Annotated in this window: 12 protein-coding genes; 5 read left to right on the top strand and 7 right to left on the bottom strand. The window is 34.3% G+C overall.

Going from position 1 to position 16,105, the window contains the following annotated elements:
• Nucleotides 1-107: 107 nt before the first annotated feature.
• Nucleotides 108-1,295: a hypothetical protein gene (locus H7355_RS06300; RefSeq protein WP_186645873.1), complete on the bottom strand. Its 1,188-nt coding sequence runs from the start codon at nucleotides 1,293-1,295 to the stop codon at nucleotides 108-110.
• Nucleotides 1,292-3,604, bottom strand: coding sequence for a RelA/SpoT family protein (locus tag H7355_RS06295; protein WP_186645872.1), 2,313 nt, complete (start codon nucleotides 3,602-3,604; stop codon nucleotides 1,292-1,294). The genes H7355_RS06300 and H7355_RS06295 overlap by 4 nt, the downstream gene beginning before the upstream one ends.
• Nucleotides 3,605-3,708: 104 nt before the next feature.
• Between H7355_RS06295 and H7355_RS06290 the strand changes: the two genes are divergently transcribed.
• Nucleotides 3,709-4,179, top strand: coding sequence for a hypothetical protein (locus H7355_RS06290; RefSeq protein WP_186645871.1), 471 nt, complete (start codon nucleotides 3,709-3,711; stop codon nucleotides 4,177-4,179).
• The gene (locus H7355_RS06285; RefSeq protein WP_186645870.1) at nucleotides 4,172-5,113 is read left to right on the top strand and encodes a hypothetical protein; all 942 of its coding nucleotides are present in this window, start codon (nucleotides 4,172-4,174) and stop codon (nucleotides 5,111-5,113) included. Before H7355_RS06290 ends, H7355_RS06285 begins: the two co-directional genes overlap by 8 nt.
• A gap of 14 nt (nucleotides 5,114-5,127) precedes the next feature.
• Here H7355_RS06285 and H7355_RS06280 read toward each other — a convergent pair whose 3' ends face one another.
• From H7355_RS06280 to gpmI, 3 genes are all read right to left on the bottom strand, one after another.
• Entirely contained in the window at nucleotides 5,128-6,141 is a 1,014-nt protein-coding gene (locus H7355_RS06280; RefSeq protein ID WP_186645869.1) for a KpsF/GutQ family sugar-phosphate isomerase, read from the bottom strand.
• 27 nt (nucleotides 6,142-6,168) lie between these two features.
• Entirely contained in the window at nucleotides 6,169-7,152 is a 984-nt protein-coding gene (locus H7355_RS06275; RefSeq protein ID WP_186645868.1) for an SseB family protein, read from the bottom strand.
• Nucleotides 7,153-7,229: 77 nt separating this feature from the next.
• A complete protein-coding gene (gene gpmI / locus H7355_RS06270; RefSeq protein WP_186645867.1) occupies nucleotides 7,230-9,908 on the bottom strand; it encodes a 2,3-bisphosphoglycerate-independent phosphoglycerate mutase in 2,679 nt (892 codons plus the stop codon).
• Nucleotides 9,909-10,016: 108 nt separating this feature from the next.
• Between gpmI and H7355_RS06265 the strand changes: the two genes are divergently transcribed.
• From H7355_RS06265 to H7355_RS06255, 3 genes are read left to right on the top strand one after another with little or no spacing between them, the layout of a single operon-like run.
• On the top strand, nucleotides 10,017-11,972 hold the full coding sequence (locus tag H7355_RS06265) for a protein-disulfide reductase DsbD family protein (RefSeq protein WP_186645866.1): 1,956 nt from the start codon (nucleotides 10,017-10,019) through the stop codon (nucleotides 11,970-11,972).
• A gap of 16 nt (nucleotides 11,973-11,988) precedes the next feature.
• Complete coding sequence (gene sohB / locus H7355_RS06260; protein WP_186645865.1) at nucleotides 11,989-13,041, top strand: protease SohB; 1,053 nt, start codon at nucleotides 11,989-11,991, stop codon at nucleotides 13,039-13,041.
• A gap of 11 nt (nucleotides 13,042-13,052) precedes the next feature.
• On the top strand, nucleotides 13,053-14,111 hold the full coding sequence (locus H7355_RS06255; protein WP_186645864.1) for an SIS domain-containing protein: 1,059 nt from the start codon (nucleotides 13,053-13,055) through the stop codon (nucleotides 14,109-14,111).
• Between the two features lie 146 nt (nucleotides 14,112-14,257).
• Here the strand turns inward: H7355_RS06255 and H7355_RS06250 are convergent, their stop codons facing one another.
• Together H7355_RS06250 and H7355_RS06245 are read right to left on the bottom strand one after the other, a co-directional pair.
• A complete protein-coding gene (locus H7355_RS06250; RefSeq protein WP_186645863.1) occupies nucleotides 14,258-15,565 on the bottom strand; it encodes a hypothetical protein in 1,308 nt (435 codons plus the stop codon).
• A 125-nt stretch (nucleotides 15,566-15,690) separates the two neighbouring features.
• Nucleotides 15,691-16,023 carry a hypothetical protein gene (locus H7355_RS06245; RefSeq protein ID WP_186645862.1) on the bottom strand — a complete coding sequence of 111 codons (333 nt, stop codon included), beginning with the start codon at nucleotides 16,021-16,023 and terminating at the stop codon, nucleotides 15,691-15,693.
• Nucleotides 16,024-16,105 lie beyond the last annotated feature (82 nt).

Below are 16,105 nucleotides of genomic sequence, written 5' to 3'. Positions count from 1 at the left end.
TCGTCATAAAAATGTACTATCCGTCAATTATTTAACACATATAAAAGACTGAAATAATAAGTTGATTTTTATTTTTTAAAATAAATTAAATTAGATAGGAAATATTTTTAATCTTTTTCTTTTAATTCTTTTACATATTTTTTACTGATTCTTAATATAAGAAATGTAATAATGAAAACTAATATAGCAAGAAATAATAATTTAAAATCACCAACAAACATCGGATGCTTTAAAAAATTTTTCATTAATATTGAGCCATATGCAAAAAGAAAAAGGAGAGCAGCCTGAGCTGTAACCAAATATTTTGCATTTGAAGCTTTCGCTACAAATGCAAGAGCCATAGGAAAAGCAACAAAATTAAAAAAGAGATCAAAAGAAGAATACATTCCAGGTATAATTGGAGAAATTGTTCCAATATCTTTAAAAAAGACATTTATTACACAAAAAAACAGAATAGTTGCAGGAATAAAGTAATTATAAAAATATTTATTTTTTTCAATCCTTTTTTTATAAAGAAAATAGGCTAACGAAACTAAACCTAAGGTCATCCCTCCCCAGTATACCGCTGATAGTGGGGCTGGAAATATTTTTGCCGATAAACTCGCTGCTATTCCTATTAAAAAACAAAGAAGGAAGCTCCCTAAATAAATGAATTTTGTATTTTCAATGTTACTAGGTTCGACTTCAGTCTGTACTTTTTGCATACTTTTATAAAATACTTTTATTAAAATAAAATAAAACATAATTAAAATAGCTGAAACTAGAAAATTAAAATATAGAGGTATCGCATATTTTGATATTAAAACTGAAGCAAAATATGCTGATGAAATAGAAGAAATATTTACAATAATTATAAATATTATGTATAAAATATCTAAAATAAAATTGTTTTCTGGCAATACTTTAGAAACAAGGGCACTCATTGTAGGCTTAACAATTGAGGTGCCAATCGCACATAAAAAAAATGATAAATAAATAAAATTCGCATTTAAATAAAAAGCTATAAAAGCAAAAATATATCCAATAAATAAAGCAATAGCACCCCATTGAGTTGCTTTCTTCATACCAATTTTTCTATCAATAAAGGGAGCAAATAAAAGTGGTAACAAAAGAATTGAGAGAGAGAAAATACCAGCTATTTTGTATGAGAGCTCTTGGGTAAAACCTAGCCCCCCACTGCCATGTGGGGTCATCATGTAAATAATAAAAATAAATGAAATAAAAAAATATGCAAATCGTTCTAATGCTTCTGCTGCCATCAACAAAATAACGGACTCATAGTTTTTTTTTGTCATCCCATTGTTCTTTCCACATGGATAATTCCATCTACCGCTTCAATTTTCTGATGTATATCCTTAAGCTGATGAATATCAGCTAATTCAAGTTTTAATAAAATGACTGCTCTTTTTTGCGGATTTGTAAAACACTCCATTCCTCCGATATTGATCTGCGATGAGGAAACAACTTTGGTAATAGCTGCCAAAATTCCGGGTTTATCATGGGCTGTAATACGCACGCGCACATTGTGAGCACCAGCTGTAACAACGTTCCAGGTACAATCCACACGTCTTGCTGGGTCATTTGAAAGAGCCCAAGAACAGTTGGCTGCATGCACTGTAACACCTCGACTCCTTGAAACAAAACCTACTATTGGCTGTCCTGGAAGGGGTTCACAGCAACGTGCCATTCTCACAATGATACCAGTCATTCCTTGAACTCGAACGGCATCTTCACTGTCAATTTTCTTCTTACTTTGCTTGTTCTTTAAAATCTCTTGCGCAGTTTGCACCTCGATCAACTCTTGTTGAATCGTTTTACTCGGTTCAGATAAGACTTCATTTTTTTGGATTGGCACAGCAAGCGAAAGCTTTTGCACGACAGCTTTGGCATCGAGTTTTCCGTAACCAATTTGTAAGATAAGATCCTCAAAACCACCTACACTAAAAAATTTATTGATTTCTTGGAAAACACCCATTTTCTGCACTTTTTCAAAACTTGAACCAACTTTTGTAAGCTCTTCTTCAAGCATTTCTTGACCAAGTTGTTTGGCATGTGTGCGTTCTTCACTGCGTAACCAGGCACGAATTTTATTCCGTGCTTTTGTGGTGGTTGTAAAGTTCAACCAATCCTTCGTAGCTCTTATTTTATTACCAACAAGAAGTTCTATGACATCACCACTGTGGAGACGTGTGCGTAACGTAGCAATCCGACCATTGATTTTTGCACCGGTAGTCCTGAGACCTAAATCCGTGTGAATGGCAAAGGCAAAGTCAAGACAAGTTGAGCCTTTCCGTAATTCAAACACATCACCTTTTGGAGAAAAAACGTAAACTTCTTCATCAAAAAGATCGACTTTTACAGCTTCCATAAATTCATCAGGATCTGACAATTCTTTTTGATGGCGAACAATTTGCTTCAGCCATTTGAATTTTTCGAAATCTACTGGATTTAATTTGTTACCTTCGGCTTCTTTTCTACGTTCTTTGTATGCCCAATGGGCAGCAATCCCATTTTCTGCAATATGGTGCATTTGTGCAGTGCGAATCTGTACTTCAAGCAATTCACCTTTGGCAGCAACAATAGTTGTGTGCAAACTTTGATATAAGTTTGCCTTCGGCATTGCTATAAAATCTTTAAAACGTCCTGGCACGGGTCTATAAATATTATGAATAATTCCTAATGTTTCATAACATTCATTGGGAGAATCAACGATAACACGCAACGCAAAAAGATCATAAATGTCTTCAAACTCCATTTGCTTGTCCGACATTTTGCGATAAATAGAGTAAAAATGTTTAGCTCGACCATAAACTTTCGCTTCAATTCCTGCCTCTTTTAATTTTAAAGCAAGATGCTCTCGCGCTGTTTCAATGATTTTATCTCTTTCCGTTTTCTTTTGTGCCACCCTAGATATAAGGCTATAATAAACAGATGGTTTTAGCTCTCTGAGGCAGAGATCTTCGAGTTCAGCTTTTATTTTATACATACCCAAACGTCCTGCTAAGGGCGCATAAATTTCAAGCGTTTCTTCTGCAATACGCTGTCTTTTTTCAAGACTCAGTGCACGAAGAGTCCGCATATTGTGGGTTCTATCTGCAAGTTTTACTATGATTACACGGATATCACGCGACATCGCTACGATCATTTTTCTAAAATTTTCTGCCATTTTTTCTTGTGAGGAACGGAATTGAACTTTTGCTAATTTCGTCAAACCCTCAACTAAAGCAGCGACCGGCTCGCCAAATTCATGAGAGACTTCTTCTACCGACACATGTGTGTCTTCTACCACATCATGTAAAATAGCAGCAACTAACGAGGTTTCATCAATTTTGAATTCAGCGAGGATTTCTGCAACTGCAAGCGGGTGAATGATATAAGGTTCACCACTTTTTCTTCTTTGCCCAGCATGTAAATTGTGGGCAAATTTAAATGCTTTATAGAGAATAGGTTCAGAGGTTTCTGACAAATAGCTCATGCATTTTTCTTTGAGTGATAGGTAGGCATCGAGTGCTATTTTCTCTATATCTTCATTGGGAGTTTGCCTAGAGTCTGACTCTTGAGCTTCAGGTTGATTTGGTGGTGTCTTTGTATTTTCAGATCCCATGCAGAAAAAACTCCCTTAGTGCAATAAAATGCTAGAAATATGCAACAATTTGCATATTAGATTTTGCACAAAGACAAGCTTTTTGTAAAGAAAAGGAGAATTTTTTGCTCGCAAATTTTATTTTTCATTTTATTTTCACAATCTTTGCAGTCTGGGCAGGTGTTGCTTGGTTTATCTTAAACAACAGATATCGCGCGTTGAGAGAAAATCTTGTTCCCACATTATGCCTTAAAAATTTAAATATGACTGATAATAGAAGTTTATTAATAAGAGCTTTGAGAACTTTAGAAGAAGAATTGACGATTTCATATAAAATTAAATTTTCAATTGATATCAATAGCTTTAAAGAGGAAAAAAATCCTCAAAGATTGTTACTTTCACTCAGTTCTCTTTTAATTCCAAAATCTTTGAAATCCGAAATCCAATACGAATTTAATAACAAAACTATGAATGCTAAAGAATTCACCCAAAATATTTTAGCTGATAATAAAATAAAAAAATTATATATTTCTTATTTAAATAAAACTGACAATGAAAATAATTATGTATGGAAGGTGGAGAGAGTCAATGATTAATAAAAAAATTATAATATTATTTTCTTTTTTGTCTTTAAATGCTTTTGCCCAAGATAAAACACTCAAAGAAAATATTTCACCACAAAAAAAAGTGACTAAATTATGCAATGAATTTGAAACAGGAAAGAGTTTTAATTACCTTAAAGAATTTATTGAGCGGATTAAAAATGAAGTTTTACTTGATGAAAAAGTACGAGCTCAATTCGCTAAAGATCTTAGCAATAAAAAAATAAAGGGTTGTGAAAATTTATTAAGAGAGTATGTCTTAAATATGGCTAATAAAAAAGATTATGAACCACAACTAGGCGAACAAGGACTACTTTCCCTTGCCATTATTGCAGGTATTCCTGAAGCAAATAATGTTATTGAAAAAGAAATTAATGAAGGTCGCTTGAGCAGTTGGATTGATACACTTAAATCGACTGATGATAAAGCTTATATCAAAGCTTTAAATAATTGGGTTGTCAAAGTTGCTAAAGCAATTCGGGAAAGTGAAAACTCATCTCTATCCGAAATATCAGAATATGGAAAAATTGAAAATGATAATATTGATTTAAAAAATCCAGATAAATTTAGAATTTGGACTCCTATATTAATGAATAGATATTTAGTTGAAAATGTAAAAAGAAAAAGCAAATTAACCGAGGAAGAATTTACTAATTTAAATATTATCTATGGAGCATCCACGACATCTTATAGAGAAATTTTTGGAGATGAAATCGCAAAAATAGCACGTAATAACGTTGAAAAATGGATTTTAAGCTTTCGTAAAGAAAAAGCTTGGGTGCAATTTAGATTATTTCCACTGATGGAAATGATAGGTGGAGGAGAAATAAAAAGAGAAATTATTTGGCTTTCTAAAAATCATCAGAACGAAAAAATGCGAGACATGGCTATGAGTACTTTAGAGAAAATTGCTATCAAACAACGCTAAATCAATTATAATAATTATAATGTAACACCAGCCGCAACGAAATCGAGCAGACGAACCAATCCCACTCCATTGCCTTCACTGTCAATTACGGGCAGTAAGTTAAAAGGTGGATTTTTCGAATTCATCAATTGGAAAACCTCAATGGCAAGGAGTCCAGGACGCACAGAAGTTGGATTTTTATTCATAATTTCATGAGCACTGCACTCAAAAACCTTTGGTCCATATTTTTCCATAGCTTTGCGCAGATCTTTTTCAGTAATAAGACCTAAAAACTTTTGTTGCTCTAAAACGAGCACTGCGGCTTTAGAATATTTAGTAAAAGTAGATACGACAGTTTGAAATGAATCAGTGAGATGAACTGTAGGTAAGTCGTTCCCATGAATCATAAGATTATCTGCTTTTAAGAATATTCTTTTCCCAATCGCCCCACCAGGATGATTACGTGCGTAATCATCGATCGGGTAATTGCGCATTTCAACGGTTGCTGCAACCAACAGTTGACAGAGAGATAAAGAAGTTACTGTGCTTGTTATCGGTGCCTGTGCAAGAGGGCAATTTTCATCAAAAGGCGGAATTAACAATAAAAACTGTGCCAATTTTGCCAATGGAGAATCTTCTTTTGAAGTCATAGCAAAAATTTTAACGTTTCTATCTTCTAAGCCAGGTATAAGCTGCAAGAGTTCAGAGCTTCTGCCATTATTGGAGATCAAAACAACTATATCTTTTTGCCCAACGACCCCAAGATCTCCATGCAAGGCTTCTGTTGGATGAACAAATCGAGCTAAAATACCAACGCTGACAAGCATAGACACAGCTAATTGCGCAACATGCGCTGATTTTCCGACTGCAATAAAGAAAACTTGTTTATTAGATTTTTCTAATATTGAGCATTGAACAAGTTCATCTATTAATTGCAAAAAATTTCTCTTAAACTCTTCGTTTTCTTTAAATGCGAGAGTATACCAGTTGACAGCACTCGAAATATGTTCAGCACGTTTAACAGCATTTTCAATAATATAATTTTGCATAAATAAAAGCCTTATATAACTTCAGACTCAAACGGAAACAGTTTCTTCTTGAGCAGGAGTTTTGGGTGGATTTTTATCCAGCAAGATAAAATTATTTTGATGCATCGCTAGCCAGAAGTTTGGATCGGGCATAACCCCAACTTCAAATTGAGTTTCTTGGAAAAGCTCATTATTGCTCCGCATTGATTCACGTACTTTTAAACAAAAAGACTGAACAGCTTCTTGGGTTTCTTCAACACCTATAATCCTTAAAAAGACAGTTCTAACCCAGCCAGAATCCTGTGGTGCATTGGGCGGAAGAATTGCTCCTAGAGCAGCTGCTTCAACTTTTTCAATCGATGAAAGGATATGATAAGTGTGTTGCTTTTGTTCGTCTGTAAATACATCTTGAGGAAATGCCAATTGCATCCCTTCTTGCTGTTGCTGATCTTGTTCTGCGCCAACGTTTACTTGGACAGGACTTTTCTGTGATTGAGGGACTATGCCCATTGCTAACTGGCGGTAATCGACTTTATTCAAAACGACAAATGGTGCACTGCCTGGATTTACCACGATCACTTCTGCTGGACTTGGTTCAAGCAGTTTAAAGACATCTTGCCCACGAATGGATACATACTGACCACCTTCGGCACGCCAGCGACGTGCTGCGGCAGCACTCGTAAAAGCTGCAGCAAATTGAATACCTTGAGCATTTGAGAGAATAGCAACATTGACTTCTGGTTTACCATCTTCAGATGTTTGCTCTTGTGTTTCATTTGGATTGGGATCGGCAAGTGATAATAAGAGATCTGAAAATAAAAGCTCTTGATAAACTTTTGCTCTTGTTTCTGGAGTGTCGTTGCGTGCATTTTCAACCATTGCATTTTCAAGATGCAAAGCCGCTTGTGGTTCATTCGGCTGATTTTGTTGTGCTGAAGAAGACACATCGTCATGATTTTCAGTTGGATTTACGTTGGATTGAACAGGTTTTTGTGTTTGATCTTTTTTTCCAAACAAATTTTTTAATACCATAATAAATTCCTTTAAGAGTGTCTTAGGCAACAAAACATAAACATGCTACGAGTCCTTGGTTTTGGCAAGGGTTCTTATTAACGATAACGCCTTTTTTTTGCCTTTTTCCAAAGCTCATTCCATTGATCAAGAGTCAGTTTTTTCGCAGACTCTTCATCAAGTGGAGTTTTATTCTCTAGCATAATATTTTCCATTTCATCGAAACGATTTATAAATTTTTGAAATGATGCACGAGCGATCAAATCGAAATCAATTGTAACAGCATCACTTCTTGTTTCTTTAATAAAATTCACAAGATTACAGAGAGCGTAAACGACATCACCTAGTTCATCAATAACTTTTTCAATATTGAAATCTTTTTCGAGAATCTCATCTTCAAGTTCCTTAACTTCAGACACAACATCTTGAAAAACTTCTTGTAAAGTTTGCCAACTAAAACCAATTTTCCAGGCTGATTTTGATATTTCAGTACCAAAATTTAATGTTGGTAATGATTTTTTCTTAATTGCTTTTTTTAGTAGTGAAAATTTTTGATCTTTTATTTGATCTTGATTTTTAGATTTTTCTGATTCTTTAATTTTATCCCAAAGAGAAATAACCTCACTCGCATTTGATAACTTTTCATTCCCCTTTTGAAAAACATGAGGATGACGTGAAATCATTTTTTTATTTACATTTTCAAAAACATTTCTAATATTAAAATACTTTTTTTCTTGAGCAATTTGTGAATTTAAAAATATTTGTAATAAAACATCACCTAATTCAGAACAAAAATTCTGAATACTTTCATTATTATTTTCTATAACATTTTGAGAAGATTCCACAGCTTCATATGCTTCTTCAATCATATATTTTTGCAATGAAGAAAACGTTTGTTCCCGATCCCATGGGCAACCATCCTCTGACCGCAATTTTGCAATTGTATCAGCAAATTCTAAAGCAGATTTTGCCAATGCATAACGCTCAGCAGGATTTTCTTCAGCAAAAATTTTATCGATATTATGTATTACTAATTTTTTTTTTTCGGAAAATGAAATCAGCGAAGGATCATAAAAAGAAGGGCTTTCAAATCCAGCCAATTCAAGAACTGTTGCAGCAATATTAGATAATCCTGCATTTGCTAAGTTTTCTTTTAATTCAATATTTCGCCCAAGAATTTCAGTATTATAAATAGCAAGAGGTACTGGTGCTAGAGTATGACTTGTTTTAACCTTAGGAAAACCATTTTTGTCAAAAACAACTTTTTTTGTTTTTTTATCGACTTCAAACATTTCATCTGCATTTCCATGGTCAGCAGTTACAATTAAAATTGTATTTGTTTCTTTAGCTGCTTTCATGATTCTACCTAAGGCTAAATCAACAGCAGCTACAGAAAGAACAGCTGCAGCAAAATCACCCGAATGCCCTACCATATCACCATTGGCAAAATTAATACGACCAATTTCAAATGAATTATTATGCATTTGTTTTATTGTTTCATCCGCAATTTCTGCTGATTTCATCCATGGCCGCTCTTGAAAAGGACTTTGATCTGAAGCAATTTCTACATAGTTTTCAAGATCTGCATTGAATTTCCCACTGCGGTTTCCATTCCAAAAATAAGTAACATGACCATATTTTTGCGTTTCACTACAAGCAAATTGTTTCACACCTGCATTGCACAAAAGTTCCGTCATTGTTTGATCAATGGCTGGTGGAGTGACCAAAAATATTTCAGGTAATTTGAGATCACCATCATATTGCATCATTCCAGCATAATGAACTTTAGGAAATCTTTTCCTTGGAAAAGCAGAAAAGTTTTCTTCGGTTAATGCGCGCGTGATTTCAATAGCTCGATCTCCTCTAAAATTGAAGAAAATAAAACTATCGCCATCTTCAACTGTCCCAATAGGTTTACCATTATTTTCTAATACAAATGGAGGCAAATCTTGATCGTAGTAATTTTTCTCCTCACGTAAAATCTCAACGGCTTCACGAATAGATTTAAAGTACCGCGCTTCTCCTAATACGTGCGCGTTATAACCACGCTCAACAATACTCCAATCACTTTCATAACGATCCATAGTGACAAAAGTACGTCCTCCTCCCGAAGCAACAAGACAACTAAATTCATTTGAATTCATCGTCCCTAAAAAGTTTTCAAGCTTGTCAATATAAGATGTTGCAGTTAATGGACCCACATCTCTACCATCTAGTAAAAGATGCAATCGAACCTTTTTGATGCCTTCTTTCTTTGCACCAATAATAAGAGCAAAGAGATGATCAATATGACTATGAACATTCCCATCTGAAAAGAGACCACACAAATGTAAAGTTTTCGCTCCATCTTTGAGTTCAGTGCGAGCAACAATTTCTTTCCAAGCATTGCCTGAAAATAAATTGCCTGACTCTATTGCAGAATTTACAAGTTTTGCACCTTGAGCAAAAACTCTTCCAGCACCGAGCGCATTATGCCCCACCTCACTGTTGCCCATGTCATCATCACTTGGTAAACCTACAGAAGTGCCGTGTGCTTTTATGGTGCGAAACAATGAACTTGCAATGAGGCGATTTAAATTTGGAGTGTAAGCCGCATTTACTGCATTGCCGGTAGAAAAGGCCTCAGAAGGCAAAATCCCCTGATTTTTTGCCAGCTCTGCCGTTAAATTCGTATTTGGATTGGTATATCCCACTCCATCCATTACAATAGTAAGAACTTTAGTATTGTTTTGTGGTTTTAAAATACGCTTTAATTTAAAAGAATTTGAAAGACTCATAATTAACTTGCTCCAATGTTAATCTTCGCTTTAAATTTACGAAGGACGAGGTCAATCTACTCATGCAATTGCATTTGGTCAATTTAAGAAAAGGAACTGAGGCTTTACGTGACTAAAAATAATTTTATAAATATAACTAAGCGCCCAATAGTGTATCTAATTTACGCATTTATTTTACTATTTTGTAGTCAAAACTCCTATGCAAATAAAACATTTTCTCAATATAAAGCACCTAATGAAAACTCAAACATCAAAATCACTGAGGTTGTCTTTTTCCAAATTTTTCGCGGAGAAAATCACGACAATAAAAATCTTCAAATTTCACTAAAAACTGTGAATAATTTTAAAATCTATGAAGATAAACTTAAATTTTTAGTTATTTCAAAAGACAATCTACCTTACGAAATTTCTTATTCTACAAATAAACCCTCAAAGGTTTATAAAGATCCTTTTTATAAAAAAAGTAAAAATGTATTTGAATCAGGAACTGTCTTTACACTAAAGAACTATCGAGCATTTTCTCACAATGATAAAATAGAAATCATGCTGCAATCCTGTTCCGATTCTATTTGCTTAGTACCAACAAAACTTATTTTACCTGTAAATGGCAATAGCATAGCTGAAGAATTAAAAGATGAACTTTATTTTAAACCTATGGACAATAAATCTGTCATAAAAACGCAAGAAAACTTTTATTCTGAAGAAAAAAAAGATCTCAGAAACTTATCAACAGAAAATATTACTTATTTAAATGATAGCCTCGCTCTAAAAATTCAACAGGCTCTGAGCATGGGAAGTTTTATTCTATTTCCTGCGTTATTTATAGCAGGATTGCTTATGAATTTAACTCCCTGTGTTTACCCTATGATACCTATTACTCTTAATGTTTTATCTCAATTTGGTACACAAAAAGGTAAAAAGAAAAAATTTCATGCTATAACCCTTCCCTCAATCTATGTGGGAGGCATGGTTATAACTTATTCGCTTTTGGGTGTATTTGCTGGCATGACTGGAAATATTTTTGGCGCGCAATTAGCCAACCCAGTGCTCAATATTTTTATTGCAGCCATTATGTTTATTCTTGGACTTTCCATGCTGGGACTTTTCAATCTCAGCCTTTTACAAAACTTAGCGCATAAAGTCCCCTTAGCAGACAAATATCCTCGTGTCGCTGTCGGCACAATGGGTGCAGTTTCTGGTCTCATATCAGCTCCTTGTACCGGACCTGTGCTCAGTATGATATTGGTGCTGATAGCCCAAAATAAAAATCCTATTACAGGTTTTACTTATATGTTCTTTTTTGCACTTGGCTTTGGCATTCCATATATTTTTCTGGGGGTTTTTGGCCAAAAGTTTTTAAAACTACCTCGTTTCCCTAAGCTTATCAATTTCACAAAAATATTTTTTGCCTCACTTATGTTTGCACTTTCTTTCTATTACCTACGAAGTTTTCTACAAAATACAATATATATTCAAAATTTCTATGCTGAACCCAATATTTTAATTGTTATTATTTTACTATTACTTTCTATTGTGTTTTGCCTATTATTTATTAAACCAAACATTATTGGAAAATTAGCAAAAATTGCATTAATCATAAGTTGTACAATTCTCGCTTTGTGGCTTACGTTACTTACAACAAATAGTTTTATTCAAAATAAAAGCAAAAAAATAGAATCAGCAATTGTACAAGGCTCTGGGATTAATTGGCTTTATAATTTTAATGAAGCCAAAAAACTTGCAATGCAAACAAACAAACCCATTCTTTTTGATGTCTGGGCTGATTGGTGCACTGCCTGTCTTGAAATGAAAGAAACAACTTGGAAAGACAAAGAACTCATTGAAATTATCAATAAAAATTTTATAGCCGTCCAACTGGATTTCACTCAGAGTCCAGATGACCTGCAAGTCTTAATCAATCGTTGGGGAGTTGCAGGTTTACCAGCATATGGTTTTTTCAAAAGCAATTCATCGTTTGATGAAATTCCTGATGTTTTATATCAAGGTCTTATCTCAACACAAAAATTAATAAATTCTGCAAAAAATGTTTCGGACAACAATTAAAAACTGAGGGTAAATAATGTCAAACAGTTTCTTTTCATGGTTTCAATTAACTCTTGCTGGTCTTGGGGTCATTGGTTTATTCCTTCTATTTTTTGGAATTATTGCTCTTATTTCTTTAAAAAAGAATAAATTAAATAATAATATAAAAATAAATATTAAGAAAATAAACGAAATTTTCGCGGAAAACAAAAACAAAATATTGCATGAAGTTTTAACATCATCTGAGCTAAAAATAATTGAAAAAAAAGAGAAAGAAGAGAATAAATTAAAAAAGAAAGCAGATAAAAAATCACCTCCTGCAGAAAGAGATAAAAATATATTTGTTCTCGACTTCAATGGAGATATTGCTGCAAGTGCAGTCACAGCTTTAAGGGAACAAATCACTGCTCTTCTACAAGTAGCTCGACCAGTTGATGAAATTCTTATACGTCTTGAAAGTCCTGGCGGTATGGTTCACTCATATGGTTTGGCGGCATCCCAACTTGCTCGCATTCGAGAAAAAAAGATTCCATTAACTATCTGTGTCGATAAAGTCGCAGCGAGTGGCGGCTATATGATGGCTTGTCTTGCCGACAAAATTATATCTGCACCTTTTGCAATTATTGGCTCGATAGGCGTTGTAGCGAGTTTACCAAACTTAAATAAATTGCTTAAAAAAAATGACATTGATTATCTCGAAATGACTGCGGGTGAATATAAAAGAACATTGACCCCACTTGGTGAAATCACTGAAAAAGGTAAGGCAAAGTTTCAAGAACAACTTGAAGATACACACGAACTTTTTAAAAATCATATTAAAAAGTATAGAGACAATTTAGATTTAAGTTCCGTTGCAACCGGTGAATATTGGTATGGATTGAAAGCTCTAGAGTTAAAATTAGTCGATGAAATAAAGACAAGCGACGATTATTTACTTGAAGCGAGTCAGAACTATGACATTTATCATATTTTTACACCAAAAAAAGAATCTTTCAAAGATAAACTGACAGGGACTGCAGCAGCTCTTGTTTCGTTAATCATGGAGAAATGTACAACGAAAAATGAACAAAAATATCCTCTTTTAATGTAACAGGAGAAATCATGAGTCAAGTAACCTTAATGGAATCAGAGGTTCAAGAATCATCTAAAATAATTGAGAAGCAATTGAAAGCAAACCTTGAGATTTTTTCTGCTATTGTTAGCAGATTAAAAAAAGAACCTCCTCCTTTTATTGCAACAATAGCTCGTGGCAGTTCCGATCACGCTGCTTCTTTTGCAAAATATGCATTTGAAACACATTTGGGAATATTGACTTCTACAATTTCTCCTTCAGTACACACACTTTATAAAGCTAAATTAAACTACAAAAATGCACTCATTATTTGCATTTCACAATCTGGAAAAAGCGAAGATCTAATTGAAAGCCTGTCTTATGCGAGACAACATGGAGCTGTTACGTTATCGTTTATTAACGAGGAAAATACTCCATTAGCTAAGGCAAGTGAATTTAATATTCCTTTACTCGCTGATAAAGAAAAATCTGTTGCTGCAACAAAAAGTTATATTGCCTCCCTTGTCCGTATCGTTCAATTTATCGCTGAATGGACTTTCAATGGAGAACTAAAACAGTATCTAAAAGATTTGCCCACAATTTTAAATACCAAGAAAAATTATTTAATAGAGCCAGCGATTGAAAAATTCAAATCAGCACAAAATATTTTGGTAATTGGTCGTGGCTATGGCTTTCCAATTGCAATGGAAGCCGCTTTAAAACTTAAGGAAACGTGTGGTCTACACGCTGAAGCATTCAGTGGAGCAGAGGTATTGCATGGCCCCTTTGAACTTATTCAAAAAGATTATCCAGTCCTCATTTTTCTACAAAAAGATGCTACTTATCAAACTATGCTTGATCTGATAAAGAAAATTGACGAAAAAAATGCGCAGATGATTATCTGTGGAGCTCATAATATTCTTAATTTTTCTGATTTGAATTTAAAAAATCAACCAATATTAATGCCAACTGCAAATTCAATTTATCCTTTGTGTGATTGTATTTCTCTTATTCACACTTTTTATCCTTTTGCAGCAAAACTTGCTATTGCTCGTGGACGAGATCCGGACAATCCAACTAACTTAACGAAAGTAACAAATACCCGTTAACGGTTAATACTATTATTACTGCTTTCTTAATCAGCGCCAAATTAAATATATTCTTATTCTCTTCTTTAAATATTTTAAAGTATAAAAGCGAGGGACTGCCTCGCTTTTATACTGTATTACGATAGAAATCTATCTTTTAATTAAATTTACAAGACTATTGTAGCGACTAAATAAATCAAATATGCAGAGTCCTTATTTAAACTTCCGTCTTTGTCAGCATATATTGGTCTATCTGAATTTACCCCAACATAGTTCAATTCAAGGGAATAAGCCCCTTGAGCATAACCCGCCGCTATATTATAAAAATTCAAAGCCGAAACTTGGTTGGTAAAAGCAGTTACCCCCACACTCGACGCACCTGAATTCGTAAAGTTATGTCCCTGCACCATTTGATAACCTAAGCCATATGTGAGTTTATCTCCACTGGTGATCAAGTTATTTAGACCAAAAAGATCGCTCGTACCTGTGACACCAAGCCCTACAACAGTTGCAGTGAATGAATCGTCTGTTGCACCATCCACATAAGTGATGCTGTTTGAAGTGATAGTGCCATTAGCAGTTTGTGTTCTACCTACGGAAAAGGATTGAGCCCAAAGCCCTCCTTTCAACATACCACCCTTGTAATTATATCCGAGAGAGGCTTCAACGTTACTTAAATCAGCTGCTTCATTACTCGATACAGTTGCACTCGTTTTAGTCACTGCATTGGCTTGCATGCTATAAAAAGCGCGTGCCTCGACAACACCATCTCCGGCATTGGCATTTACGCCAATCTGGCCCGCAAATGCTCTCGATCCCGATTTAGATTGGGAGTTATAAGTTGCATCACCTACACCCTTTGAAGACGTACCGAATGGATTTGTTTGAGATGTTGCTCCAGTGCCACCACCACTCAAAATGGTTACTGGGAAGTTATTGTAGTAACCAATTTGTGCTTTAACATCACCAAATCCAAATTTTCCAGCGTAACGTAACGCAATCCCATCTTGGCTATTTGATGCAGACATATTGTCAATATTCGTCGCAATTAAATTCGCAAATGCATCTGGCGCATAAACGATTGATGCCGTATTGTGATCACGGCCTATTACAAAAGATATTTTACCCATTTCAGTATTAAATATATCTAGACCTACATGGGCACGTCTAACAACGAACAATTCTTGTTGCCCATTTGTAGTAGAGGAAGAAGAAGAAGTTGTTGCATCCGTAGCAGAACCACCTTGAAATTCGATTATACCAAAAACATTTTTATAATTATAATTTAATCCAGTACGAGCTGTTGTTCCAAAGATATCGCCTTGATTTGTCCTATAACTATCTGTCAAATCAAAACGTGTTTGTAACTTTAAGCGAAAAGAGAAATTCGACATATCTGTTGGGCTTTGCCCAAATGCAAGAGTAGGAACCGAAAGAAGAGAAACAAAAGAAATCGTTCTGAGAAAGCTTTTCATGTAAATCCTCCAATAAGGTAACATTAAAAACATTAACTACACTAACGAAAAACTATGTAACTTTATTTCTTTGGTGATCATATTTGAGGCGAGTTAAGAGTGCAAGGGGATGAAGCACAAATTAATTAAAGATTTGTGCTACTTGCTCCAAAATCACGACCAACTTGCTGATTGAAATCATTTTCACGCGCAATATTGATCTGACGATTAACAACATTCAAGGTATATACAAGTAATACTGCTTTAAAACTTTGCCATGTCTGCACATCTAATTGAATAAGTAAATTATCATCAAAATACATTTCTGTATTTGTGAGAATAGTTTCAATAGCTGAAAAAACTTGTTCAAAAGAACTTGCAGTTGCAAGATCGACTAAATCATCTTTACTGCGGATTGCTTGGGCAAGACGGTGAGCATTTGCTCTTATAAGTTCTACTGATTCACTATTTAGTATCATAAAAAGAAACCTCCATGTTCAACACATTCTTATTGTATCTACCATAATACATGCGAGCAAGAAGGCTTCCGATTTTTTTTTT

The organism is Fluviispira vulneris (assembly GCF_014281055.1).
Taxonomy (GTDB): Bacteria; Bdellovibrionota_B; Oligoflexia; order Silvanigrellales; family Silvanigrellaceae; genus Silvanigrella; species Silvanigrella vulneris.
The sequence above is the reverse complement of the archived record's forward strand: the minus strand, read 5'-3'. Positions and strand labels throughout refer to the sequence as shown.